Origin of the sequence: Yoonia sp. 2307UL14-13, assembly GCF_037572755.1 — a bacterium.
Taxonomy (GTDB): Bacteria; Pseudomonadota; Alphaproteobacteria; order Rhodobacterales; family Rhodobacteraceae; genus Yoonia.
In genome coordinates, this window is sequence record NZ_JBBIFZ010000005.1 from 80821 (window position 1) to 105502 (window position 24682).

The window sequence follows — 24682 nt, forward strand, 5'->3', positions numbered from 1 at the left end:
TATCCCCCCATCTTTAGTCAATGCATGATGATGAAACCGTTCTGAAAGAGATCAATCCCCGCGATCCGCCGGTGCCGCTGACCAATGCAGCGAAAGAGGAGATCGCAGCGATTGCCCGTCGCCAGACCCGCGCGAATGGCGTGTTGATGAAGGCGATTACCTTTGTCGGTGGTCAGGTCGAGGATGGTCTGAAACTGCTGCCCAAGCAGTTTCGCAATCAGATGGAAGACTTGGCCCGCAAGGCGTTGCACCAAAGCTATGAACTGGCCAGCAAATCCCGTGGGGGTGTGGGCGGAAAGATCGGGTCTGACGGGTTGCACCGTGCGGCTGGCACCATCTCGGGGGCGATGGGCGGTTTCGGAGGATTGTCGACGGCGCTGGCCGAACTGCCGGTCGCGACCACGATCATCTTTCGCGCGGTGCAGGGCGTCGCTGCGGAATATGGTGAGGATCCCCTGTCGGAAGAGACGCGGATGGAATGCCTCGCCGTATTCGGATCGGGCGGGCCGGGGAAAGAGGATGACGGCGTGGATACATCTTTCATCGGTGCCCGGTTGAGCATTTCGGGCGCCGCCCTTAGCGGTCTGATCCGCAAGGTGGCCCCGCGTTTTGCCGCAATGCTGACCCAAAAGCTGTCGACTCAGACCGTGCCACTGCTGGGCGCCGCTGCCGGGGCGGGCACGAATTATGCTTTCGTGGATTACTATGTATCACTGGCGCATGTGCATTTTGGCCTGCGCCGCCTGGCGCATGTGCATGGCCAACAGGTTGTCCTGGACGAATTCCATCGCGTGCTGTCCGCGTCGAAAGCCGCTTAAACCTGATAGACCAGCCAGTCGGCCACCGCCCGGCGCACGGATTGATCGCCGTTCGCGGTGGCGTCATCCATCACCTTCCTGACCTCGCCCAGGTCGACGCGCCGCAGCAAATGCTTGACCGGCCCGATGGAGGCCGGGCGCATCGACAGGTTGCGGATGCCGAGGGCGGCAAAGCACAACGCTTCGACCGGGCGCCCGGCATCTTCGCCGCAAAAGGACACGGGCGTTCCCGTCGCATCGCACCGTTTGACGACCCGTTCGATGAACGACAGAAAGCTGACGTCGAGCGTGTCGTAGCGTTTGCGCACCCGTTCGTTTTCACGGTCGGCGGCGAAGAAGAATTGTTTCAGATCGTTGCCGCCGATCGACAGGAAATCGACTTCTTCGAAAAAGGCGTCAGGTGCGAAGCCAAGCGACGGTGTTTCCAGCATCGCGCCCACTTCCAGAGACGAAGGCAGGGGGTGGCCCAGCTTTTTCTCGCGGGCGAGCGCCTTGTCCATTTCCGCCTTGGCGTCGCGGAATTCGCGGGTTTGTGTGATGAAAGGGAACATCACCGCCAAAGGTCCGCCATTCGTCGCGCGCAGAAGTGCCTGCAACTGCATCCGCAGCACGCCGGGTTTGTCGAGCCCGACGCGGATGGCGCGCCACCCCATGGCGGGGTTGGGTTCATCATTGGGCTTCATGTAAGGCAGGACCTTGTCCGACCCGATATCGAGCGTCCGGAAGGCCACCCGTTTGCCACCCGCGGCGTTGATCACCCGTGAATAGAGCGCCGAGAGCTCGGCCCGCTTGGGCATCTGGTTGCGGATCAGGAATTGCAATTCGGTACGGAACAGGCCCACGCCCTCGGCCCCCGATCCGGCCAGTGACGGCAGGTCGGCGATCAGGCCGGCATTCATCTGCAGGGAAATGGTGTTGTTGCACTTCGTCGTCGCAGGCAGATCGCGGATCGAGGCATAGCGTTCCTGCGCGCGGGTTTGCATCGCCAGCTTGTCTCGGAACGCCCCGTGCACCGTGTCATCGGGCCGCAGATGCGCGATGCCCTGTTCGCCGTCCACAAGGATCGTGTCGCCGTTCAGCGCCTCGCTTGTCACCCCCTGTGCATTGATGATCAGCGGGATCGCCCATGCACGCGCGACGATCGTGGCGTGGCTGCCGACAGAGCCCTCTTCCAGCACGATCCCTTTGAGCTTCTTCCCGTAATCCAGCAATTCGCCGGGCCCGATATTGCGGGCCACGAGGATCGGGTTGTCGGGCATATCGGCGCGGGCATCCGCACCTTGGCCCGTCAGGATGCGCAGCAGCCGGTTGGACAGATCGTCCAGATCGTTCATCCGTTCCCGCAGGTAAGGATCGCCAGCTTGCGACAGGCGGGTCCGGGCGAGCGATTGTTCCTTTTCGACAGCCGCCTCGGCGGACAATCCGTTCTCGATATCCGCTTTCATCCGCCGCAACCAGCTGCCGGAATTGGCGAACATGCGGTACGCCTCCAGCACCTGCGCCTGTTCCGCATCCACCGTGCGCGCACCCGTCAGCATGTTGTCGACGGAGGCCCGCAATTCATCGATGGCCTTGACCAGCCGGTCGTGTTCCTTTTCCGGGTCGTCCGAGATCGGGTTCGTCACCACGACACGCGGTTCGTGCAGGAACACCTTACCCTCACTCGCGCCTTCCTGCGCGACGGTGCCACGCAGCATCACCGGTTGTTGGTGACGCGCGGAAAGGGCGGCGCCTTCGCCGACAAAAGCGCCAAGTTCGGTCATTTCGGCGATGACCATGGCGACGATTTCGAGGGCATAGACCTCATCCTGGGTCAGCTTGCGTTCGGTCTTGGTCTGCACGACCAGCACACCCAATGCTTCGCCAAGCCGTTGAATGGGCACACCGCAGAAGGATGAATACCGTTCCTCCCCCGTTTCCGGCATGAAGCGGAAACCCTTCTCCGCCGGGGCGTCGGCCGTATTGATCACCCGCCCGAATTTGGCGGTACGCCCGACCAGACCTTCGCCCAGTCGCATACGTGTTTGATGCACGGCGTCCTGGCGCAGCCCCATCGTCGCGCAAAGTTCAAGCGTTTCGTCGTCGCGGAACAGGTAGATCGAACAGACTTCGACCAGCATCGAATCTGCGATCAGTTGCACGACCTTGTCAAGCCGTGCCTGGCCCTCGCCATGCGCCGCGAGTGCTTCGCGCAGGCGGCCAAGCAGCTTGCGGCTTTCGCTTTCTAACCGATGTGGCATTGGCCCCCCGCGCCACGGCCGGACCCTGTTTCCGGGTTACGCCGCTTTTTCCAGTTCGAAAGCATCATGAAGGGCTTGCACCGCAAGTTCCATGTATTTTCTGTCGATCAAAACGGAAATTTTGATCTCGGACGTCGTGATGACCTTGATGTTGATCCCCTCATCGTGAAGGGCCTTGAACATCTGCGCCGCCACCCCCGCATGACTGCGCATCCCGATTCCGACGACCGACACCTTGGCGACGGCATCGTCCTTGACCAGATCGTGGAAGTTGATGTGGCCATCTGCCTTGGCCTGTTCCATTGCCTTTTCCGCCCGCAAGGTCTGATCCACCGGGCAGGAAAAGGTCATGTCGGTCCGTCCCTCCTCGGAAATGTTCTGGACGATCATGTCCACGTTCACCCCCGCCTCGGACAATGGCCCAAAGATCGCGGCGGCGATGCCGGGGCGGTCAGCGACGGAAATGAGGGTCATCTTGGCCTCGTCACGGGAATAGGCGACCCCGGCCACAACGTTGGATTCCATGATTTCCTCCTCATCGCAGACGAGTGTGCCCGCGCTTTCTGATGGTTCCTCGAATGATGACAGCACCCGCAGGCGGACATTGTAGCGCATGGCCAACTCGACCGAACGGGTCTGCAGGACTTTCGCGCCAAGCGATGCGAGCTCCAGCATTTCCTCAAATGCGATCTTGTCGAGTTTGCGCGCCTTGGAACTGATCCGCGGATCGGTCGTATAGACGCCATCGACGTCCGTATAAATATCGCACCGTTCGGCGCCAAAGGCCGCGGCAAAAGCAACAGCCGTCGTATCCGACCCGCCGCGCCCCAGGGTGGTGATCCGGCCTTCGGGGCTGATCCCCTGAAAGCCCGCGACGACGGCAACCTTCATTCCTTCGCCGAACTTTGCGTTGATGTTGTCGGTCGGAATTTCCTCGATCCGCGCGCTGGAATGGGCAGACGTCGTCTTGACCGGCACCTGCCAGCCCTGCCATGACCGTGCCGGGATATCCATTTCCTGCAGCCGCAAAGCCATCAGGCCAGCGGTGACATTCTCGCCGGACGACACAATCGCATCATATTCGCGGGCATCGTAAAGCGGCGATGTCTCGTCAACCCAGCCGACCAATTCGTTGGTCTTGCCTGACATGGCCGAGACGATGACGATCACGTCATAGCCATTGGCCACCTCAAGCGCGACACGCTTCGCCGCCCGCGCGATCCGGTCCAGATTGGCCACCGAGGTGCCGCCGAATTTCATGACAAGTGTCGGCATCCCGCACGTCCTTGCAAACCTTCAAAATCGTCCGCGCTTCCTTAAGGGCGCGGGCGGCGAAGCGCAATTAGAAAGGATGCCGGCGCCCGTCCCAGGTTTCAAAACAGCCCGTGGTTTCGATGGATAGCGCGTCAAACCGCGCCACAAGACCGGCGGCGGCCTCGTCCACGCTGATGTCGGCAGCACCGCCGCCCATATCCGTGCGGACCCAGCCCGGATGGTAGATGCCAATGGCGATCCCTTGGGGCCGCAGGTCAGCGGCCAGATTGCGCCCAAGATTCAGCGCGGCGGCCTTGCTGGCGCGATAGATGTAACTGCCACCCGGTGCACGTTCATGCGACGCCATTTGGGACGAGATGATCGCGATCTTCGCACCGCCCGCCTTATGAAGATTGGGCAGCAAGTGCTGTACGGTCAGAAACACACCCGTCACATTCGCCGCAAAGCTATCCGCCCACATATCCGCCGGAAATCCGTCACTTAGCGACTGGCCTTTATCCAAATAAATCCCGGCATTGCAGACGAGCAGATCAAGCGGCGTATCATTTAGTTTTTCAGCTAACTTTTGATGTGACGCCGTCTCGGTGACGTCCAATTCCAGCATTGCCCCGTCATCAGGCGCGCGATGCGTCCCGATCACGTCACCACGCTGTTGATAGGTGCAGAACAGCGCATGGCCAATCCCGCGATTGGCACCGGTGATCAGCACCGTCATCAGTTTGTCTTCTTGCTGGGCACAAAGGGCAGCGGCATCACCGGGATGCCGTCATCGACCAGCTTCTTGGCATCCTTGAAACTGGCCTCGCCATAGATCGCGCGTTCCGGCTTCACCCCGTCATGCATCGCCCGCGCTTCATCAGCGAATTTCTTGCCGACATAGTCGGAGTTCTTTTCGACGTTCTGCCGCATCTCGGTCAGCGCCGCCTCGATCCGCTTGGGCGCCGTGATCTGCGATGACGTGCTGACGGCCGGGGCCATGATCGTTTTGGATATCTTGGTCGAGCCACAGATGTCGCAGTTGACCATACCAGCGGCGGTCAGCTTTTCATACGCCGCACCCGACTGAAACCAGCTTTCGAATGCATGGCTTTGGTCACATTTGAGGTGGAATTTGATCATCGCTACCGTTTATCCAGGTCAGACCGTTTAGATAAGGCTTCTGCAGGTTGACGCAAGTTACGATGATTTGGGCAGCTGGTGTGGTGTGAAACCGGCAACAATCCGTTTCAACTGCGGCTCGGTCAGTTTCTTGGCCGCTTTTTTGGGGGTGAACCATTTCCGTTTGCGTTCACCTTTCTCGGGCCAGGTGTTGTGCACCTTGCGCACCTGAACCGGATAAACCATCGCGACGACCGGTGTCATACGTCGATCGAGCGGCTTGGAATAGGTATAGATGCCAAGGCAATGGTCGATCGCATGGCCGCTGAGCCCGGCTTCTTCGAAGGCTTCGGTCGCGGCGGCGAGGGCAGGGGTTTGGTCCCGCATCGGCCAGCCCTTTGGAATGATCCAGCGTTTGCGGGTGCGGCTGGTGACAAGGCAAACCTGAATTTTGCCGTTCTTTACGCGCCAACAAAGGGCGGCGAACTGTGCGCGAATATCGGTCTTGTGTTTCGTTTGAAATTTCAGCGGAAGTTGACGCACTGGCATTTGGACCATGGTTCCGCTTTCAAAATGGGTTAATTCCCGATTATGTCGCAGTTTATCAATGGCAAAAGCGCAACGACAAGCCCTGTGCCGCAATTTATCGGGTCCGAGATTTATCGCCATTCCAGTTATGGCGCTTGGCACCCGTTGCGGGTGCCAAGGGTGTCGACGGTCATGGATTTGTGCCGTGCCATGGGGTGGTTGCCGCCTGCGCAATACATCAACAGCCCGCGCGCGAAGCCTGCGGCGCTTTACAGTTTCCACACCCTGGAATACGTCGCCGCCCTGCAGGCGGCCGAGGCCGCGCAATCCGTGACCGAAGAGGTCAAGGCGCGGCACAGCCTAGGCACCGTCGCCAACCCGGTCTTTGCCGAGGTGTACCGTCGCCCCGCCACATCGTCGGGCGGGGCGCTTTTGGCGGGCGAACTGCTCCGCGATGGCGGGGTCATCTACGCTCCGGCTGCTGGCACCCATCATGCTTTTCCTGATCGGGCGAACGGGTTCTGCTACCTCAACGATCCGGTGCTGGCGATTCAGTCGCTGCGCCGGAATGGCGCGCGCAGGATCGCCTATGTCGATATCGACGCGCATCACCCTGATGGAGTCGAATATGCCTTTGCCGACGACCCCGACACGCTGATGATCTCGGTCCATGAACAAAACCGCTGGCCGCGGACCGGGGCGATCACGGATCGTGGCGTAGGTCAGGTCTTCAACCTGCCGGTGCCTGCGGGCAGCCACGACGACGATATGGCCTTCATCCGCGAGGAACTCATCCTGCGCCACGTTGTCGACTTTCGCCCGGATGCGATTGTCCTACAGTGCGGCGCCGACGCCGTGAAAGAAGACCCGCAATCGCGGATGGCGCTGTCGAATAACGCGCATTGGGCGATCGTGGCCGCGCTGAGGCCGCTCAGCCCGCGCTATTTGGTTATCGGTGGCGGCGGCTACAATCCGTGGTCCGTGGGGCGGTTATGGACAGGCGTTTGGGCAACACTGACAGGGGCCGAGATACCCGATGCGCTGCCGCAACCGGGGCAGGACGTTCTGGCGGCATTGCGGTGGCAAGGGCCGGGACGTGAAAAGCAACCCTTGCCGCACTGGATCACCACGCTGCGAGACGCTCCGCGCCAGGGTGCGATTGACCCGGACATCCGACAATGGGTGACGGAGTTGCGCGAACGATCGCGGGCCTGGGTCTGACACCTTGTCATCGAAGGGCAACAGCCGGATAGTCGCGCCATGATGTTGAAGTATCTGACCATATACCTCGCTTTGCTTGCCGGTTCCGCCACCGCAGAGGTGACCGTTTTCGCCGCCGCCAGCCTGAAAGAGCCGTTGGATGCGCTAACCGCGGACAGCGATATCGTCGTCTCTTACGGCGGTAGCGGCACTTTAGCGCGGCAGGTCATGCAGGGCGCGCCCGCTGATATCATTATACTCGCTCATGTCGATTGGATGGACATATTGATCGATGGCGGCCACGTCGCTCCGGACCGGGTTGCCGACTTTGCAACGAATTGGCTCGTTTTGGTTGGCCCGAAAGACATAGGCGATGTTCCTTTGACCGAAGACGGTATTCGTGCCGCCATAAATGGCGGGCGTATTGCGACGGGCATGACCGAGGCCGTACCTGCAGGTATCTATGCCAAGGCAGCCCTTGAAAATCTCGGTCTGTGGGAGGCGTTCGAAAATGATCTGGCAGAGTTTGACAATGTGCGATCCGCCCTCGCGCAGGTGATCAGGGGCCAAGCACCCTTGGGGATCGTCTATGAAACAGACTCGCGAAGCAGTGATGATGTGCGCACTGTTGCCGTGTTTCCTGAAGGTAGCTTTCCGCCAATCCGTTATGTCGCAGCGCTTGTCTCTGACAGCCCCGAAGCCGCCGACTACTTTGACCGCTTGACCGGACCGGAGGGAGAACAGATTTTTGCCCGTTTCGGCTTCCTCCCACCCGTCGAGCCACCCCAATGATCGAGGGCCTGGGCCCCACCGAATGGGCCGCCATCCGACTGTCGCTGCTGGTCGCCACGGTCGCGACCATTTGCGCTTTACCATTCGCCCTTGCCGTCGCCTACATCCTCGCCCGCAAATCCTTCCCCGGTCGGCAACTGCTGAACGGCCTCGTCCATCTGCCCCTGGTCCTGCCGCCCGTCGTCACCGGCTACCTGCTTTTGGTCGTTTTCGGCAACCAAGGCTCCATCGGCGCTTTCCTCCTCAATACCTTCGGAATCACGCTGGCCTTTCGCTGGACCGGCGCCGCGCTGGCGGCCGCGATCATGGCCTTCCCCCTGATGGTCCGCGCGATCCGGCTGGGGATTGAGGCCGTGCCCGACGGGCTGGAAGAGGCAGCAAAGACATTGGGCGCGTCGCGGTCGCGCGTCTTCACCTCGGTCTTGTTGCCGCTGATCGCGCCCGGTATTCTGGCGGGCGCGGTCTTGGGCTTTGCCAAGGCGCTGGGCGAATTCGGCGCGACGATCACGTTCGTCGCTGCCATTCCCGGACAGACACAGACAATCCCCTCCGCCATTTATGGTCTGCTGCAGGTACCGGGGCAGGAACCGGCGATCGTCGGTCTGGTCGTGGTATCGATCGTGCTGGCGATGGGTGCGCTGCTTGTATCGGAATGGCTGGCCCATCGCATGGCGCGCAAGGTGGGCCGCTGATGCTGCGGGTCGATATACGCAAACGGCTGGGTCGGTTCATCCTGGACGCTGCATTCGATGCCCCCGCCGGTGTGACGGCGGTGTTCGGGCGGTCGGGGTCTGGCAAAACGTCGATGATCAATGCGGTTGCAGGGCTGCTGCGCCCCGACAGCGGGCGCATCGCTTTGGGTGATCAGGTGCTGTTCGACGCAGATGCACGGGTCGATCTGGCCGTGAAAAAACGGCGCGTCGGCTATGTGTTTCAGGATGCGCGTCTGTTTCCGCATCTGACGGTCGAGCGCAACCTGACCTATGGCGGCGCGCATGACCGGGACCGTATCATCGCGACGCTGGGGCTGGAGGATCTGCTGAACCGTCGCCCGGCCGGTCTGTCTGGTGGTGAGAAACAGCGCGTGGCGCTGGGGCGCGCGCTGATGTCGGATCCGCAGATCCTGCTGATGGATGAGCCGCTTGCGGCGCTGGATACAGGCCGCAAGGCCGAGATACTGCCTTATTTCGAATGGCTGCGGGACGCGGCCAAGGTCCCGATCCTCTATGTCAGTCACGATATTTCGGAGGTCGCGCGCCTTGCCACGACTTTGGTCGTGCTTGAAGGCGGCGGGGTTGTCGCCTCGGGGCCGGTGAGCGACGTTCTGGCGACGCCATCGCTGGTTCCCCAGCTTGGTGTGCGCGATGCGGGCGCGGTGATCATGGCCAAAGTCGCGGGGCGGCTGCTGGATGACGGGCTGACCGAACTGTCATTTTCTGGCGGTCGCCTGATGATGCCCGGCAATCTGGGCGCGTTGGGGCAGAAGGTCCGGCTGCGTATCCCGGCGCAAGACGTGATCCTGTCGCGTGAAAAGCCGGTGGGCATGTCCGCGCTGAACGTTCTGCCCGTGACCGTCACCGCGATTGAAAAGGGGCGCGGGCCCGGTGTCGCTGTCGGATTGCGGGCGGGGCAGGATCATCTGCTGGCCCGGATCACCCGACGCAGCGCATTGCGAATGGAACTGGCCGTCGGGCAATCCATTTTTGCGATCATCAAGGCAACGGCGGTGGCGCCGCAGGATGTGGGTTAAGTCAATTTTTCGATCACCTCCAGCGTCTGCTGCACCGCGCCCGCATGAACTTTGTAAAAGGCCGTGATTTGCGCATCGGTCACTGTCGGCGGTTGCGCCACGACCCGCGAAAGGGCCGCTGCATCCTGAACCTGTGTACAAACACCTGCAGCGATCGCCTCGGTCGCCGGATATTCGATCGTCCAAATATGCGGGCCGACGATGACCGGTTTTTTTAGCGCCAGCGGCTCGATCACATTGTGCGCGCCGCTTTCGCGAAAGCCACCCCCGACGATCGCGCGATCACATAGGGCGAGGTAGAAATACATCTCGCCCATGCTGTCCCCCAGAAGGACATTGATGTCGGGCGGGCCCTGTTCCAATAACAGATGATCATTCAGCAGCGCAGATCGGCGCGCGACGGTCAGATCCGCATCTTGCAGCAATCGGGCGACCTCATCGAACCGTTCGGGCGCCCGTGGGACATAGACGAAAAAGGCGTCAGGATTCTTTCGGATCATGTCGATGTAGATTGCGTCTTCACCCTCGACCACGCTGGTCAGCGTATAGGTCGGGCGGCCTCTGGATAATCCTTCGCGCAGCGCCACGGCAGCATCGATCTGCGCCTGCGGGATGGGCTGGTCAAAGCGCAATTCGCCGGTGACATGGATATCGCGCAACCCCGCATCGGCAAAACGCGCCCTTTGAATGTCTGATTTGACGAAACCGCCGGCAAAGCCCGCGATCAGCGCCGCGCGCACACCGCCTTTATCCTTCTCATAGCTCTTTTCGGGATATTGCGCGTTGCACATGAATAACGGCACATCCACCTTTCGCGCGGCCGTGATCATCCGGGGCCAGATTTCGATTTCCATGACCAGCCCGTATTTCGGAGCAAATGCGCGAAAGAAACGGCGATAGGCAAAGCCATATTCGAACGGAACCCAGATGGTGCGTACGCTGCCGTTCGCCATCTCTGTCGCGAACTCCCGTTCCGCTTCGCGTCGTCCGGCAGGGGTGAAATGGGTCGTGACCACCTTTTCCCCCTTGTCCAACAGCGCCCGGATCAGCGGGGTGGCCGAACGCATCTCGCCCAAGGAAACGGCATGCACCCAAACCGCGCCATTCAGTGGGCGGTCGTAACGTCCGAAACGTTCGTTCATGTGCTGCGCGTAAAGCGGATCTTTTCGTCCGCGATGCCACAGGTAAAGCAAGATGACGGGCAGCATCACCCACCACAGCAGGCTGTAGAGCCACAGCGCGATCCGAAGTTTCAGTGGTGGAAAATCGTCAACCATGATCCGCCCCGACCAGTGACATCAGCCGTGCCGCCAATGCATCGGTTTCACCAGCCGCTTTGGCGACGGCGGCCTGCGCATTCACCGCGCGCTGGGTCAAATCATCTTTCATCAGCGCATCGGACAGATCATCTGCCGTCGTGATTGGTATCGCGCCTTCGGCGTCTCGCAGGATGGCATAGTCGTTCGCGAAGTTGGCAACGCGGGGCCCGTGCGCGATCGCGGTGTTTAGGGCCGCAGCTTCCCATGGGTTGTGCCCTTCGATGTCGCTGAACGTGCCGCCGATCAGTACGATCATGCACAGCCGATAGACCAAGCCAAGTTCGCCAAACGTGTCGCAAATCCAGACCGCATCGTCCGTACCCGGTCGTTCGCCGGACGACCGCAGCGGTGGCTTCGGGTCGCATCGGGCCGCGATTTCAACGCCGCGCTCGGGATAGCGTGGAACGATGATCAACAATGCGCCCGGCACGACCTCGCGCAGCGTTCGATGCGCAGCAAGCGCGATATCCTCGTCTGCGGGATGCGACGGGGCGACCGCCCAGACAAACCGGTTTCCCAGGATGGTTTGCAGATCGGATAACTGACCGGCATCGCAGGCGAGCACGGGCGCGCCGGGTTTCAGCGACCCGGTGATAGTGACATCCGCAGCGCCAAGAGATTTCAAATTCGCCGCGGTCCTGCTGTCTTGCGCGGTGATTACTTTCATCGCCCCATACAGATCGCGAAACAGCGCCCGCGCCCGGACATGTGATCGGTATGAGGCGTCGTTCATGCGCGCCGCCACCATGGCCTGCGGGATGTCGCGCCGGGCCAATTCATTCACGAAGCCGGGCCAAAGGTCCTGTTCGGCCCAGACACACAGGTCCGGGTGAAAGTGATCCAGAAAACGCCTGCGATAGCGCGGCGCATCGATGGGCAAAAACTGGTGAAATGTGCGGGGCGGCATATTGCGGTGGATCACCTCGGCGGATGCACGGGTCGTCGAGGTGATCATGAAATGCGTATCGGGATCGTGTTCGGCCATCCGCGCGATCAGGCCACGCAGTGACAGAACCTCGCCCAGACCGACGGCGTTCAGCCAGATCAGTTTGCCGTCGGGCCGCGCCGTCAGATCCAATCCCACCTTTTCGCGCCAGCGATCCGGGTGTTCCTTCCCGCGGGCAAGACGACGGCGCAACAGCGCAGGCGCGACCAAGGGAAAGCTGCGCGATAGCGCCAGATAGGCCCTTAGCAACAGACCCCGGCGCATATCAGTCGGTCGTCTCTTGAAAGGTCTTTTGCATGGGCGCGGTCCAGAACGCATCTTGTGACAGCGCATTGACAAATCTTTCGGCGGCACTGCCCCCACCAAAGGCAGCATCACGCGGATACTTTTTGCCCCATTGCGTCGCCAGAAACTGCGCGATCCCTTCCGCCTCTGCGGCATCGGCGAAAAACACCGACGATGCCTTTGCCCGGTTCGTCTGCCGCGTGCCGATGTCCAGTGACGGCAGCCCGATAAACGGGGCCTCGCGCACTCCGGCAGACGAATTGCCGACCATGACGGCAGCGTTTTTCATCAGCTCTGAAAAATGTGCGAACCGCATCGACGGCAGGACGCGAAAGCGGTCCTTTGGTAACTGGTCGATCTGCGCGAAAATGTCGGCCGAACCGGGATCGTTATTGGGTGCGATCACGACGAAATATCGACCCGATTGCATCAGCGCATCGAACAGTGCCTTGGCCTGCGTACCGATCGTGTCGGCCTCGGATGTGACGGGGTGAAACACGCAGATGCCGAAATCATCCGCCGTGATGGCGTAGCGATCTTTGACCTTGTCGATCGTGACGCCCGATGGTCCGGCGTGAAAGTCCAGTTCGGGTGAACCGATCACATGGATATGGCTATCCGCCTCGCCCAGCAGCTTGACCCGCCGCGCCGCATCCTCGGATGATACGAAATGATGCGCCGCCAGCTTGCTGTTGCAATGGCGATAGATCTCATCGATCGTGCCCGATACTTCGCCGCCTTCGATATGAGCGCAGGGGATGTAATTCGTCGCACAGACCAGCGCGCAGGCCAGCGCCTCGACCCGATCACCATGTATGATCACGAGGTCGGGGCGGTGTTCCTTGACGAAATCGGAAAAGCCCATGACCGTTTTGGCCAGGATCATGTCCTGTGGGTCGCCGGGCCGCTGATTGAGAAACTCATGCGTCGGCACGCCCGAGACGCGCTGCACCTCGAGTTTCGTCAGGCCGTATCGGGCCAACATGTGCATTCCGGTCACAAAGAACGACACGTCGTGATCGGCATCGCAGGCGGCGATGGCAAGGGGTTCCAGCTTGCCGAAATCGGCGCGTGTGCCCGTGACGAAAAGAAGAGATCGGGTCATGTGGTTTCCGATGACGGTTGAAAAACAGCGGACAACTGGGATTTCAGCAACGGATCCTCGGACAAATCTTGGGTACTGTCGCTTTGGCGGGTGGATTTCCAGTTTGTCGAAATCTGACGGCAATGCGCGAAATAGAAGCGTTTATCGCTTGGGTAGAGACGACGATTGACGTTCGACAGGCTGTGGACCTCCATTTGCCGGCCACGTGCGATCAGCCCTTTCGGACGTATCGCGTATTTGGTGGGGCAGGGCGCTTCGCCATCGCGATAGAGATAGTGGGTCGCGTGCCGAACAGGCGATATCCGCTGATCCGCATAATGCCACCGCCCATCGAACATACTCAGGCCCAGCCTGCTGTCGCTTGCCGCATCGAAGATTGTCACATCTGTTTTCCGCACGACCAGTTCGTCGACATCGATGCTGAGAACGGCGCGTGACCGTGACATGAAGCGGTTCAAACAGATGTTCATGATCGACGTCTGAAAGAACCTGGCATCGCCGGACGACGTGCATGTGTGCGAACGCGGGCCATGCCGCAGTGGCGCGTCCAAAACGATGATTTTCTTTAGGTTGGTGGCCGTCTTGAGGGTATCCGCAACCTCATCAGTGGAATACCTGTCGCTTCCGTTGTCGACGAAAACGATCGCCTCGACCTTGTGTTGCGCCACATGAAACCTGGCCCAGTCCCCGATCCACATCAGGTCGTTGTTTCTGGACAACGTGTAGAGGGTATTCAGCCCGTCCAGCCGCCGGTCGACTGTATTGACGGCAAGCACGCGATCGCCCGTCGGCATGGCGCAATGCAGTTCGTTCGCAGGCGCGACATCGCTGTATTCGACGACATCCAGATGCCGGGATCGTTGCCATTTTCCACCACCCAACTGCGTGCCGTCGACCGCAAAGACGGTTTGCGTCAGCAGGCTTTCCAGATTGAACAGCTTCGGACAATACAGCCGCAACTTCCGTTCGTCGGGAGAATAAACACAATCGTAGATCAGCGTGCTGGTGTCGTAGGTGTCCCAGAACGCATCGTTCGTGACCCTGCATCGCGGCGGTGCGTCCCGGCGTTGTCCGGCCCCCTCGGGCACCCGAAGGGTGCTGAGTGTTTCAATCATGATGCGGCGCCTTGCGTGGCCAAAGCATCCCCTGCCGCATCAGCCAATAGCCCCGCCGAAAATAGTTCGCAGCCTTCAGCCGATAATGCGGCAAGCGGCGATACCAGGCCGGTTTGTCGACCAGCCCAAAGCCCTTCCCCGTTATCGTGGACACCCCACCGTCATCGGGGTGGCTCGACCAAGGCTCCAACCCCAGTTGCCGATAGTCATGCACAAAGAACCGGTTCAGTTCATGATCGAAAGCGCGTGTCTGTGGCCAGAGATGTGGCGTCAGGCGTTCGGCGGTGTGACGATGGATCAGATAGGTCGCGTTTCCGGTGAAAGGACCCAGATAGGCATTCAGCCGATAATCTCCGCATGTCTTTTGAACGATCGGCAGCTTCGCCCGAATGCAGTTGAACCGGATCAGGTCCCAATCATCCGCATGGGCCAGCGCGACACCGACGCTTTCCAGAAAATCATCATGAAACACCACATCATCCTCGAGGATAAGCGCGATGTCGTGCGAAGACTTTAGAAACTTGTCCCACACGGCCAGGTGGCTGGCATAGCAGCCCATCTTTCCCGGCAGGATCGGGCTGCCCATGTTCCGGGCATAGGCGTCCGCATCCACATTTTCAGCAAGCGCTGCCGCGCAGTCTTTGCCATAGATTGCCGGAAAACGGGTATAAGCCATGCCCATTTTGGCCAGCTGTCGATCCATGGCGGCCAATCTGTCGGTATCGCGATCAAGGTTGATCAGCCAGACACCAAGGTCGGCGAAGGTCGGGCTCGTGCCGTCGATACGCCCTTGTAAGCCCCCGGTATTCATGGTCTTTCGCCCTAAATCGCCTGATTTTCCGCAATCAACGTCGCATGTTGTTATCAAAAAGGTCGATACCGTGAAAGCCGTTTTGGTCCATGAAAACCGTCCCCCGCAACACCGAAATGCCGTCGTTTTCTGCTGCGACGCCAAATACTTGCCTTATGCGGCCTTGGCAATTCACACGCTTTTGCGGACAACGCCTGACCGCGCCTTCGATATCTGCATCGTTTCACAGGAACGGCTGGAACCGCCCGCAGCGGTGGCCAACGGTGACATCAGAACATGTGAGGTCGACGTGCAATCGGCCTTTACGGGGCTGCCGACATCGGCCCGCTTTTCTCATGCGGCGTATCTGCGGATCATTCTGGCCGAGGTATTCGAAGGCGTCTACGATCGCATTCTGTATCTTGATTGTGACACGATGGTTGTCGGCGAAGATATCGGGACGATCTTTTCGATCGACCTGCATGGCGCGCCGGTGGGTGCTGCCAGCGATTCGCTAAAGCTGAAAAGACCCGGCAAAAGTACATTCGACCAGAAAAATGTCGGCATGACCGGATCGTACTTCAATTCCGGAGTGTTGCTTATCGATACCGGGACCTTCCTTGACCAGCAGATCAAGGAAAAATGCATTGCGCAGTTTGATAAGTACGGCTCTGACAAACTGTATTTCGATCAGACCGTTCTGAATCTTGCGCTGCAAAGAAACTGGGCTTGCCTTGACCTCGCCTGGAATTGGCAGTGGTCCGTGGTTCGACCGATGTTTGAAATGTACGTCAATGTTCAGATCATTCATTTCATATCGGATCAAAAACCCTGGACCGATCCCGCGGGAAAGTTGCCCGCCGCGTATCGCGAGGTGGCGCGACGGTTCCTGACAACGCATTACCCCGATTTAGAGGTGAAAATGGGAGGATATCCGCGCCAACTTCAGGTGAAAAAGGTGATTTCGGTTGTGCTAAAGCACCTGTTCAAGGCACCTGTTTTTGTCCGGGCATACAATAAAAATGGCGGTGATATCCGGCGCGCGCTTCCGCCGGAGTAACGCCGTTGCCATCCTTTATTCTTCAAAATCTTTCCATTTCAGCTGCGTATTCCGCGTGACCGCGCGGTGCAGCGTCCTGCCGACAACCTTGTCGAAATCATAGCCCGCGATTTCGCCTGATCCCGGGCGCCGCGCCCATATGTCGGCTTCGGTGATGACATGCCCGGCAGGCAGGTCCGTGTCCGCAACGACAGAGGCACGGGCAAAGCGATAGACGTCTTCCTCGGCGCTCGTCCGTTCTTTCGGGTTGTGCAGCGCGGTATGAATTTCGCGCGACCGGTCGATGATATGCCGCAGCTCGGACGGGTCCATCGAGTTGATGATGTCGGGGCCCTTGCGATAGCGGGTATCGGTATAGTGCCGTTCGAGAATGCAAGCACCCAGCGCGACCGAGGCCAGCGCCATTTCCGGCCCGATGGAATGATCCGAAAAGCCGACAACCGCATTCGGAAAAGCGTTCTTCAGATCGGTCACGCCTTGCAGTGAAACGATTTCAGGCGGCGAGGGATAAAGGTTCGTGCACTCCAACAGCGCATATTCCACGCCCGACTGCTCCAGAATATCGACCGACGCGCGAATCGTGTCGATGCTTTGCATACCCGTCGACATGATCACCGGCTTGCCCAGTCTCGCGATGTGGCGGATCAGCGGGATATTGTCGGCCTCGCCCGACCCGATCTTGTATGCGGGTACGTCCAGATCGTGCAGGAAATTTGCGGCTGCGCGGGAAAATGGGGTCGAAATCCAGATCATCCCCAGTTCTTCGGTATACCGCTTCAGTTCGGCCTCTTCATCCAGCGACAGCGCGCAGGCGGCCATCACGTCCCAGATCGACACGTCGGCGTTCGGGGGGAAGATCTGCTTGGCTTCCTCGGTCATCTCGTCTTCGATGATATGCGTTTGGTGCTTTATCACCTCGCATCCTGCACCTGCCGCAAGGCGCACTATCTTTTTCGCGACCGCCAGATCGCCCCCGTGATTGATCCCGATATCGGCGATGACGAGGGGGGGATGGTCTGGCCCGATGTCGCGTCCGGCAATGTTCATGATGGCTGTTCCCCGCAGTTGCTGCGCCTGTGTTTAGGAAACTTCCTGACGCAGCGCAAATCCTACCTGCCATTGCAATGACGTCGCCGATACGCCAAGTGACAGCGCAGTGACCACAGATGTGCAACCCCCGATGATCGGCAGACTGCAAAAGTATCTCGAACGAAAGGAACAGGCGTTTCGCGCCTCGTTCGGGCACGACATCACCGATCCCAAAGAACGGCGGCGGTCGCTGTGGCACTACAAGTGGCTCGATCATGGTGTGCTGCGGAGATATTGGCACAATTTCGAAGAATTCGCGCCGGGGGCCTATCGGTCGAACCACCCGGACCATCAACGCTTTGAACGCTATGCCAAGATGGGGATCAAGGCGGTGCTGAACCTGCGCGGCGTGCAAAAACAGCCGCATTATCTGTTCGAGGAAGAAAGCTGTCGACAGCTTGGCCTTGACCTGATCACTGTTCATATGGGTGCCAGGTCTGCGCCACTGCGTGATATACTATCGTTGCTGCTCGATGTTTTTGAAGAGATCGACCGCCCGTTTCTTATGCATTGCAAGTCGGGTGCGGATCGCACGGGGCTGGCCGCCGCGCTCTATATGATGGTGCAGGAAGGCAAATCGGTGAAAGAGGCGCGCAAGCAGTTGAGCTTTCGCTACTTGCATATCCGGCGCATCAGGACCGGTATTCTGGATCATTTCTTGGATGTGTATGAGGCACGCAATGCCCAAGACCCGATCGATATTCGTGATTGGATTGCGACCGAATATGATGCGGATGCGTTGCAGGCCAGTTTCGACGCAAAACAGGCGTCGCTACGGTTCTGGCAGGGTTGGCGTTAACGTCGGGCGGGCGTAGGATTAACGCTTTGGCAGCGCCGGTATCATTAAGCTCAATTCGTTAATGCAAAGCCCACGCAGCGTGCGGCGGGGTCCGACGGAAGTCCGACGTTTGTCCGACGCATTTCCGACACGAGGATTTCGGGAAAATATGTTTATATTCAGAAAGTTAGGTTGATTTTTCAGAAAACATCGCAATTTTTCACCAAAATCCGTCCAAAAGTTAGCAATCTGTTAAGGTTTGGCGGCAAAATCGACACCGACTTGGCCCACGAACTGACGGGCCTGCCACGCGCTTGCCACCAGATCACAACTCCCCCGCATCCGGTCGAATCGCGGAAAAAGAGGATTGTCCGAAGGCGCCGCCCCTTTCGACAAAGCCACAAAGTCAGCAATCAGCCCTAGGAACATATCGTTTCGTTCAAAGGTAAAGTCCTGTGTCCGGTCTCCATCGCCGTCCTGAATACGCAGCGTCGGGTGTAACAGGTCGAGGTCGATCACCTGCTCCCGCCCGCGCAGACTGCCGTTGCGGATGCTGACCGGCGAAAGGTAATCCATCGCAACCGTGCCTAGCGGCGCCGACAGGTTCACCCGCGTGGCGAAATCCACCCGCGGGAAATCGGCGTGGTCAAGGCTTTGCGCCGTACCAACGGCGGCATCGGGGAACAGCGCATGCACCATGTCCAGTTCGTGGCACAGATCCAGCAGAACGCCCCCACCTTCGGCGTCAGAGGCGTAGCTATCCGCAAAAGACCAATTCGCCCGCCATTGCCGCACGTCATGCCCGATCTCAAAGGCAAAGCTGTAGATGTTGGACAAATCCCTCGCTGCCAAAGTGCGGATGGCAGGGTGATAGCGCATCATCAGACCGATGACACTGCGATGGGCGACCGGAGCGGCTGCGTCATAAAGCGCATCAACTTGTTCGGTCGTCCACGCCAACGGCTTTTCAACGTAGAACGGCCAGCCTTTCTCGGCGCAAAGGGTGATCAGGTCCAAACGAATAGGCGTTGCCGTCGCGATGACCATACCTGCGACGTCGTTACGCTTGCCAATCGCGGCATGATCGAATGATCGGTAGGGGATCAACTCGACCTTTTCCCCCAGCGCCGCCAGGTTCCCGGCATGCCTTTTCCCGATCGATCCGGCCCCGATCACCAGAAAGGTGTCGGTCACCATCCGCTGAAACCGCCATCGACATTGACCAACTGCCCGGTCATATAGCCCGCCTGTTCCGAGCAGAGGAACAGCATGGCATCTGCGATCTCATCCGGCTGCGCCATGCGGCCCGCCATGATCAACTCGCCCACACGGCGCTGGAATTCATCTGAATGGCCATTGAATACAGCCCCCGGCGCGATGGTGTTCACCGTTGCATGACGTTTTGCCCAATAGCCTGCCAGCCAGAGCGTGAGTCCATGAATCCCGGCTTTGGTCGCGGAATAAGCAGAGAAAGACTTGAACGGCATCCCTTCGTAAATCTGATGGTGCGGTCCGTTAAGGGCGTACATGGAGGCCACGTTGATCAGGGTCGCCGGGTACTTCCCAACGATATCCCGGTCCATCTGGCGGGCGATCATGAACGCGCCGGTCATGTTGGTGCGCAGGGTCTTTTCCCAATCCTCGACGCTCGTATTGGCAAAGTCGGGAAAGGACTTGCCTGCGCCCATCAGCAGCTCGCCTGTAATCGCGGCGTTGTTGAGGATCACATTGGGTTCCCACCCGTCGCCCATGATCCGTTGAAAGATGGTCACGACTTCATCCTCGACGCTGACATCCAGATCGTAGAAACGGAAATTCTCGTTACTGCCGTGGCTTTCGACCAAAGTATCAGCCCGATGCCCCTTTAGGTCAGACGCAACAACGCGCGCCCCGGCCTCCAGCATCCGCTGCACATAGGTGGACCCGAGAACACCCCCCGACCCCGTGATAAAGACCGTGCGGCCTTTCAGTTGCTCATGCATTGCTCTGCCCCTTTAATTGCTCGCCCAAGAGCCACTCTACCAGCTTGAAATCAAAGGGGCTATCGATGTCCACACAGCGTTCGGTCGGCATCAGGTAAGGGATGACGCGGCCCTCGAACAGGCCGCCGGCGCTGCGCAGATAATCCGGTTTGACGACATAGGTGGACGCCGCGTGCTCATAGACCGTCGGCGCCTGTTGGCGGGCGACAACGCCGCCGGGCAAGGGTTTGGACACCTTCAACGCGCCGGTTTCGTCCGGCTCGACAAGGTTGAAGTAAGGGTTCTTGCGGGCCTCGCAGCAGGACATGACCATGTCGGGCTCTTCCGCCATGAACAGGTCAAGTGCAGCAGGAATATCATCCGGGCTGCGCAAAGGAGACGTGCAGTCGAGATCGAGGAAAGCCGTCGCTGGCCCAACCATCTCTTCAGCCTTGCCCAAGGCATGCTGCCAGACATGCCATTTGGCCGCCGTGTCGGAGGCCAGTTCAGCAGGGCGTAAGCCCATGGGCAAGCAGCCCTTTGCCACTGCATGATCATAGATGTCCTGCGAGTCGGTCGAGACCACCACGTGATTCACCCGGTCGCTTTCCACCAACTGATCCAGCGACCAATCGATCAGGTGTTTCCCATGCAGCATCCGAAAGTTCTTGTTCGGGACACCCTTGCTGCCCGCCCGAGCGCCAATATGGCCGATGATCATTCGCTGTCCCCTTTAGAGCGGTAATTCCGTCGTATCCTTGATATCGTCCATCACGAAACTGGCCGAGATGTTGGCGACGGGCACCTTGCTGATCAGCCGTTGATAAAAGGCGTCATATTCATCGACGCTGCCAACGCGCACCCGCAGGATGTAATCCAGCTCGCCCGCCATCCGGTGCGCGCCCATGATTTCCGGCATGCCCGTGACAGCCCGTTCAAACCGGTCCAGCCAGTCCGTGTCGTGCTGCGCCGTCTTGATCAAGACGAAGACCGACAGGCCGCAGCCCACCTTGGCCGCATCGACAAGGGCGACACGACCACGAATGAAACCGGACGCCTCCAGCGCTTTTGCCCGCCGCCAGCAGGCGTTACGCGACAGGCCGATCTGATCGGCGAGCCCGTCCATACTGACGCTCGCGTCCTTTTGCAGGGCTTTCAGAATTTTGCGGTCGATATCATCCAGAGAGACCGCCATCACTTAGCTGCGCAGGAAACCGACGATATCGTAGGTCTGCGCGAGGACCGGATCGGCGATGGCACGCGCGCGATCAGCACCGTTTTTCAGGACTTTGTCGATTTCGGTTGGGTCATCCATCAGTCGCGCCATTTCGTCGGCTATAGGTGCAAGTTTCGATACGGCAAGATCTGCGAGAGCGGGTTTGAACCTGCCCCATCCGGCACCGGCATATTCACCTATCACGGCGTCCGGCGTGCTGTCGTTGAGTGCGGCGTAGATATCGACCAGGTTCCGCGCCTCGGGCCGGTCTTTCAGGCCTTCAAGAGTATCCGGCAGAGGTTCCGGGTCCGTCTTCGCCTTTTTGAATTTCTTCACGATCGTGTCGGCGTCATCGGTCATGTTGACCCGCTCCATGTCGCTTTCGCCGGATTTCGACATCTTCTTGGTCCCGTCACGCAGGTTCATCACGCGGGTGGCGGGGCCGTCGATGATCGGCTCGGTCATCGGGAAGAAATCGGTCTTGAAATCGTGATTGAATTTGGCCGCGATGTCGCGAGTCAACTCCACATGCTGTTTTTGATCTTCACCCACAGGTACGTGGGTGGCGTGGTAAAGCAGGATGTCAGCCGCCATCAGCGAAGGATAGGCATAAAGGCCCAAAGAGACCTTTTCAGCATTCGCCCCGGCCTTGTCCTTGAACTGCGTCATGCGGTTCATCCAGCCCATGCGGGCGACGCAGTTGAAGATCCAGCCCAGCTCGGCATGGGCGGCGACTTGCGACTGGTTGAACAGAATGGATTTGGTCGGATCAAGCCCGGCGGCGAGGTAACCCGCGGCGACCTCTCGCGTGCCATTCGCCAGCTCTTTGGGGTCCTGCCAGACGGTGATCGCGTGCAGGTCGACGACGCAATAGACCGTCTCCATCTCGTCCTGCATTTGCACGAAACGCTTGATCGCGCCGAGGTAATTACCCAGTTGCAGGCCGCCCGACGGCTTGATCCCGGAAAAGACGCGCGGGGTGAATTTCTTGTCGCTCATAAGGTGGGTCCGAGGGCTGGATTTCGTGGCTGGCGTCGCATACCCATGCCAGAGCGACCCGTCAACTTCAACAGCCCGAGATGCACAGATGCAGCCAGAAAGCCCGCTGAACACCATCCCCGCCGCGGTCTTGCTGCTGGCTTTGGTGATTGTTGGGATCGAGGTGATTTTTCAATTAGCCAATTACGGGATGATCGGGGGGCCGCAAGGGGTGGGCTGGCGGTTGGAGGCTGTCAGTGATTACGGTTTTTCCGCCCGGGTGTTCGATCTGGTCGCGTTTCAAGGCAACTTTTCGTTCGATCTGTTGAAACGGTTCGTCACCTATCCCTTCATAAACGCCGAACCGACCCAGGTGGCCTTTTGCGCGGCGCTTACGCTGGCCCTGGGCAAATTCGTGGGCGAGTATTACGGCGGCATGCGTGTGCTGATCGTGTATCTGGTGGCCAGTGTGTTTGGAGCCGTTGTTTTCGGCTTGTTGGCTGGTGGCACTTACCCGCTATTTGGTGGATTTCCCCCGGTCTACGGTCTGATCGGTGCCTACACATATGCGCTGTGGTTGCGTCTGTCCGAAGCGGGCGAAAACCAGGTGCTGGCCTTTCGTTTGATCGGGGTCCTGTTGGTGATCCAGTTGATCTACGGAGTGATTTTTGGCGCGACACCCACTTGGATTGCTGAACTGGCAGGATTTGTGGGTGGCTTTGCCATATCTATGATTCTTGCACCGGGCGGTTGGACCGCTTTCGTGGCGCGGATGCGTCAGCGTTCCTGACGCCGCATGGCCTGTCGAAACTCGGACAGTCGGAATGCGCCCACCATGTGGCCCAGTGCGAAATAGCTCGTCATGCCGATGATGACGAGCAGGACCAGCGCGACATAGCGCATGCCCGCAATGCCAAAGAACGGTTTCATGACGGTGGCGACGAAGGCCAGGATCAGGCCCATGCCGATCGCGGCCAGAAGGATGCGCCACACACGCCGCTTGAAGCGCGCGTCCAGTTGTGCAGCGCTGCCCATGCGGCGTGACCCACGCCACAATAGCGCCACCGTCGCCCAGCCTGTCAGCGTCGTTCCGATGGCTGCTGCTGTGAAACCGATGAGGGGCGACAGCCCGATCGCCAAGGCTGCATTAAGCGCGAGTGCGACGAGGGCGTAGTAGAACGGCCGCTTTGTATCTTCGCGGGCGAAATAAAGCGGTTGCAGCGTCTTTTGCAAGACAAAGGCGGGCAGGCCCAGCCCATAAATCGCGACCGCGATGGCCGTGGCTGCCGTGTCATCGCTGGTGAACGCGCCGCGTTCGTAAAGAACGCTGACAAGGGGCAGGGGTATGACCATCAGCGCGATTGCGGCCGGGACCGTCAGGGCGAGGCTGACCTCGGTCGCGCGGTTGAAGGCGTCGCGTCCGCCCGCGTCATCGCCCGAACGCAGCCTGCGGGAGAGGTCGGGCAATAGGACGACGCCGATGGCGATTCCGACAACGCCGAGGGGCAGTTGGTAAAGGCGATCCGCATAGTTCAGCCAGGCTACCGCGCCATCGAAGAAACTGGCGACCTGTCGCCCGACGAGCAGATTAATCTGGACGACACCACCCGCCAGGGCTGCGGGGGCCGCGATGATGGCGAGCCGTTTGAGCTCTGGCGTGAAAGTCGGCCAGCCGGGTAAGAGCGCAAAACCCGCCCGCTTGGCAGCGAACCAGACCAGCATCATCTGCGCGATGCCCGCGACAGGGACTGCGTAAGCGAGGGCCGTGCCGATCTGGGGTGGCGCTCTGTTGCCGAAAACGGCACTGCCGAGGAGGGCGATGATGAAAATGATGTTGAGCAGCACCGGTGCCGCCGCCGCTGCCGCGAAACGCCCCGTCGCATTAAGAACGCCGGAGAGCAGCGCCGAGAGCGAGATGAAGAGGATGTAAGGAAAGGCGATCCGTCCGTAATAGACGGCGAGGTCGAACCGCTCCGTTCCCAGATACCCACTCGCCATCATAACGACCAAAGCGGGCATCAGGATGACCGCGATGATGGTGAAGATGGTGAGGATCCCTGCCAGCCCGACAAAGGCATCTTGCGCGAATTTGTGTGCGCCGTCATCCGCCTCCAGCTTTTTCGAGAACATGGGCACGAACGCCATGTTGAATGCGCCCTCGGCGAAGAAGCGGCGGAAGAGGTTGGGGAGGGAGAAGGCGATCAGGAAGGCCTCGGCCACTGGCCCCGTGCCAAGGAAGGCTGCGATCATGATGTCGCGGGCGAAGCCAAGGACGCGGCTGAGCAGCGTCCAGATGCCGACGGTAAAGAAGCCTGCCATCAGGCGGATCGGTTTCATGG

Annotated in this window: 25 protein-coding genes; 8 read left to right on the forward strand and 17 right to left on the reverse strand. The window is 59.6% G+C overall.

Going from position 1 to position 24682, the window contains the following annotated elements:
- The first annotated feature begins 20 nt into the window (after positions 1 to 20).
- Positions 21 to 818 (forward strand): EcsC family protein, encoded by a 798-nt coding sequence (locus V8J85_RS13540; RefSeq protein ID WP_339954286.1) that lies wholly within the window; start codon positions 21 to 23, stop codon positions 816 to 818.
- Here V8J85_RS13540 and ptsP read toward each other — a convergent pair.
- The 5 genes from ptsP to V8J85_RS13565 form a co-directional block, all read right to left on the reverse strand.
- On the reverse strand, positions 815 to 3058 hold the full coding sequence (gene ptsP / locus V8J85_RS13545; RefSeq protein WP_339954287.1) for a phosphoenolpyruvate--protein phosphotransferase: 2244 nt from the start codon (positions 3056 to 3058) through the stop codon (positions 815 to 817). The two genes, V8J85_RS13540 and ptsP, sit on opposite strands and share 4 nt — an antisense overlap.
- Before the next feature lie 36 nt (positions 3059 to 3094).
- The gene (locus V8J85_RS13550) at positions 3095 to 4333 is read right to left on the reverse strand and encodes an aspartate kinase (RefSeq protein WP_339954288.1); all 1239 of its coding nucleotides are present in this window, start codon (positions 4331 to 4333) and stop codon (positions 3095 to 3097) included.
- 67 nt (positions 4334 to 4400) lie between these two features.
- Entirely contained in the window at positions 4401 to 5048 is a 648-nt protein-coding gene (locus tag V8J85_RS13555) for an SDR family oxidoreductase (protein ID WP_339954289.1), read from the reverse strand.
- Positions 5048 to 5452, reverse strand: coding sequence for a DUF1178 family protein (locus tag V8J85_RS13560; protein WP_339954290.1), 405 nt, complete (start codon positions 5450 to 5452; stop codon positions 5048 to 5050). The genes V8J85_RS13555 and V8J85_RS13560 overlap by 1 nt, the downstream gene beginning before the upstream one ends.
- A 57-nt stretch (positions 5453 to 5509) precedes the next feature.
- Positions 5510 to 6100, reverse strand: a complete 591-nt coding sequence (locus tag V8J85_RS13565; RefSeq protein ID WP_339954291.1) for an NUDIX hydrolase — start codon at positions 6098 to 6100, stop codon at positions 5510 to 5512.
- Here V8J85_RS13565 and V8J85_RS13570 point away from each other — a divergent pair.
- From V8J85_RS13570 to modC, 4 genes are read left to right on the forward strand one after another with little or no spacing between them, the layout of a single operon-like run.
- Positions 6023 to 7180, forward strand: coding sequence for an acetoin utilization protein AcuC (locus V8J85_RS13570; RefSeq protein ID WP_339954292.1), 1158 nt, complete (start codon positions 6023 to 6025; stop codon positions 7178 to 7180). The two genes, V8J85_RS13565 and V8J85_RS13570, sit on opposite strands and share 78 nt — an antisense overlap.
- 39 nt (positions 7181 to 7219) lie before the next feature.
- Positions 7220 to 7951: a molybdate ABC transporter substrate-binding protein gene (modA, locus tag V8J85_RS13575; protein ID WP_339954293.1), complete on the forward strand. Its 732-nt coding sequence runs from the start codon at positions 7220 to 7222 to the stop codon at positions 7949 to 7951.
- Positions 7948 to 8643, forward strand: coding sequence for a molybdate ABC transporter permease subunit (modB, locus tag V8J85_RS13580; protein WP_339954294.1), 696 nt, complete (start codon positions 7948 to 7950; stop codon positions 8641 to 8643). Before modA ends, modB begins: the two co-directional genes overlap by 4 nt.
- Positions 8643 to 9701, forward strand: a complete 1059-nt coding sequence (gene modC / locus V8J85_RS13585; protein ID WP_339954451.1) for a molybdenum ABC transporter ATP-binding protein — start codon at positions 8643 to 8645, stop codon at positions 9699 to 9701. Before modB ends, modC begins: the two co-directional genes overlap by 1 nt.
- On the opposite strand, the gene V8J85_RS13590 is transcribed toward modC, so the two are convergent.
- The 5 genes from V8J85_RS13590 to V8J85_RS13610 are packed head-to-tail and all read right to left on the reverse strand — an operon-like array spanning position 9698 to position 15282.
- A complete protein-coding gene (locus V8J85_RS13590) occupies positions 9698 to 10978 on the reverse strand; it encodes a 3-deoxy-D-manno-octulosonic acid transferase (RefSeq protein WP_339954295.1) in 1281 nt (426 codons plus the stop codon). The two genes, modC and V8J85_RS13590, sit on opposite strands and share 4 nt — an antisense overlap.
- The gene (locus V8J85_RS13595; protein WP_339954296.1) at positions 10971 to 12230 is read right to left on the reverse strand and encodes a 3-deoxy-D-manno-octulosonic acid transferase; all 1260 of its coding nucleotides are present in this window, start codon (positions 12228 to 12230) and stop codon (positions 10971 to 10973) included. The genes V8J85_RS13590 and V8J85_RS13595 overlap by 8 nt, the downstream gene beginning before the upstream one ends.
- A 1-nt stretch (position 12231) precedes the next feature.
- Positions 12232 to 13356 (reverse strand): UDP-N-acetylglucosamine 2-epimerase, encoded by a 1125-nt coding sequence (neuC, locus tag V8J85_RS13600; protein ID WP_339954297.1) that lies wholly within the window; start codon positions 13354 to 13356, stop codon positions 12232 to 12234.
- On the reverse strand, positions 13353 to 14471 hold the full coding sequence (locus V8J85_RS13605) for a hypothetical protein (RefSeq protein WP_339954298.1): 1119 nt from the start codon (positions 14469 to 14471) through the stop codon (positions 13353 to 13355). The genes neuC and V8J85_RS13605 overlap by 4 nt, the downstream gene beginning before the upstream one ends.
- Positions 14464 to 15282: a glycosyltransferase family 25 protein gene (locus tag V8J85_RS13610; RefSeq protein WP_339954299.1), complete on the reverse strand. Its 819-nt coding sequence runs from the start codon at positions 15280 to 15282 to the stop codon at positions 14464 to 14466. Before V8J85_RS13610 ends, V8J85_RS13605 begins: the two co-directional genes overlap by 8 nt.
- 70 nt (positions 15283 to 15352) lie before the next feature.
- Here V8J85_RS13610 and V8J85_RS13615 point away from each other — a divergent pair, with 70 nt between their 5' ends.
- Positions 15353 to 16321, forward strand: a complete 969-nt coding sequence (locus V8J85_RS13615; protein ID WP_339954300.1) for a glycosyltransferase family 8 protein — start codon at positions 15353 to 15355, stop codon at positions 16319 to 16321.
- A 15-nt stretch (positions 16322 to 16336) separates the two neighbouring features.
- Here the strand turns inward: V8J85_RS13615 and V8J85_RS13620 are convergent, their stop codons facing one another.
- A complete protein-coding gene (locus V8J85_RS13620; RefSeq protein ID WP_339954301.1) occupies positions 16337 to 17368 on the reverse strand; it encodes an N-acetylneuraminate synthase family protein in 1032 nt (343 codons plus the stop codon).
- 133 nt (positions 17369 to 17501) lie between these two features.
- On the opposite strand from V8J85_RS13620, the gene V8J85_RS13625 reads away from it, so the two are divergent.
- Positions 17502 to 18209, forward strand: a complete 708-nt coding sequence (locus tag V8J85_RS13625; protein ID WP_339954302.1) for a fused DSP-PTPase phosphatase/NAD kinase-like protein — start codon at positions 17502 to 17504, stop codon at positions 18207 to 18209.
- A gap of 231 nt (positions 18210 to 18440) precedes the next feature.
- Here V8J85_RS13625 and V8J85_RS13630 read toward each other — a convergent pair whose 3' ends face one another.
- Genes V8J85_RS13630 through trpS form a run of 5 tightly spaced genes read right to left on the reverse strand, consistent with a single transcriptional unit; the run spans position 18441 to position 22364 of the window.
- Complete coding sequence (locus V8J85_RS13630) at positions 18441 to 19385, reverse strand: Gfo/Idh/MocA family protein (RefSeq protein WP_339954303.1); 945 nt, start codon at positions 19383 to 19385, stop codon at positions 18441 to 18443.
- Positions 19379 to 20170, reverse strand: a complete 792-nt coding sequence (locus V8J85_RS13635) for an SDR family NAD(P)-dependent oxidoreductase (RefSeq protein WP_339954304.1) — start codon at positions 20168 to 20170, stop codon at positions 19379 to 19381. Before V8J85_RS13635 ends, V8J85_RS13630 begins: the two co-directional genes overlap by 7 nt.
- On the reverse strand, positions 20163 to 20870 hold the full coding sequence (locus V8J85_RS13640) for an acylneuraminate cytidylyltransferase family protein (protein WP_339954305.1): 708 nt from the start codon (positions 20868 to 20870) through the stop codon (positions 20163 to 20165). Before V8J85_RS13640 ends, V8J85_RS13635 begins: the two co-directional genes overlap by 8 nt.
- A gap of 12 nt (positions 20871 to 20882) precedes the next feature.
- A complete protein-coding gene (locus V8J85_RS13645; RefSeq protein WP_339954306.1) occupies positions 20883 to 21344 on the reverse strand; it encodes an Lrp/AsnC family transcriptional regulator in 462 nt (153 codons plus the stop codon).
- 3 nt (positions 21345 to 21347) lie between these two features.
- A complete protein-coding gene (gene trpS / locus V8J85_RS13650; RefSeq protein ID WP_339954307.1) occupies positions 21348 to 22364 on the reverse strand; it encodes a tryptophan--tRNA ligase in 1017 nt (338 codons plus the stop codon).
- Positions 22365 to 22452: 88 nt separating this feature from the next.
- On the opposite strand from trpS, the gene V8J85_RS13655 reads away from it, so the two are divergent.
- Positions 22453 to 23133, forward strand: a complete 681-nt coding sequence (locus V8J85_RS13655; protein WP_339954308.1) for a rhomboid family intramembrane serine protease — start codon at positions 22453 to 22455, stop codon at positions 23131 to 23133.
- Here V8J85_RS13655 and murJ read toward each other — a convergent pair.
- Positions 23121 to 24680, reverse strand: coding sequence for a murein biosynthesis integral membrane protein MurJ (gene murJ / locus V8J85_RS13660; protein WP_339954309.1), 1560 nt, complete (start codon positions 24678 to 24680; stop codon positions 23121 to 23123). The genes V8J85_RS13655 and murJ overlap by 13 nt on opposite strands.
- Positions 24681 to 24682: the final 2 nt, after the last annotated feature.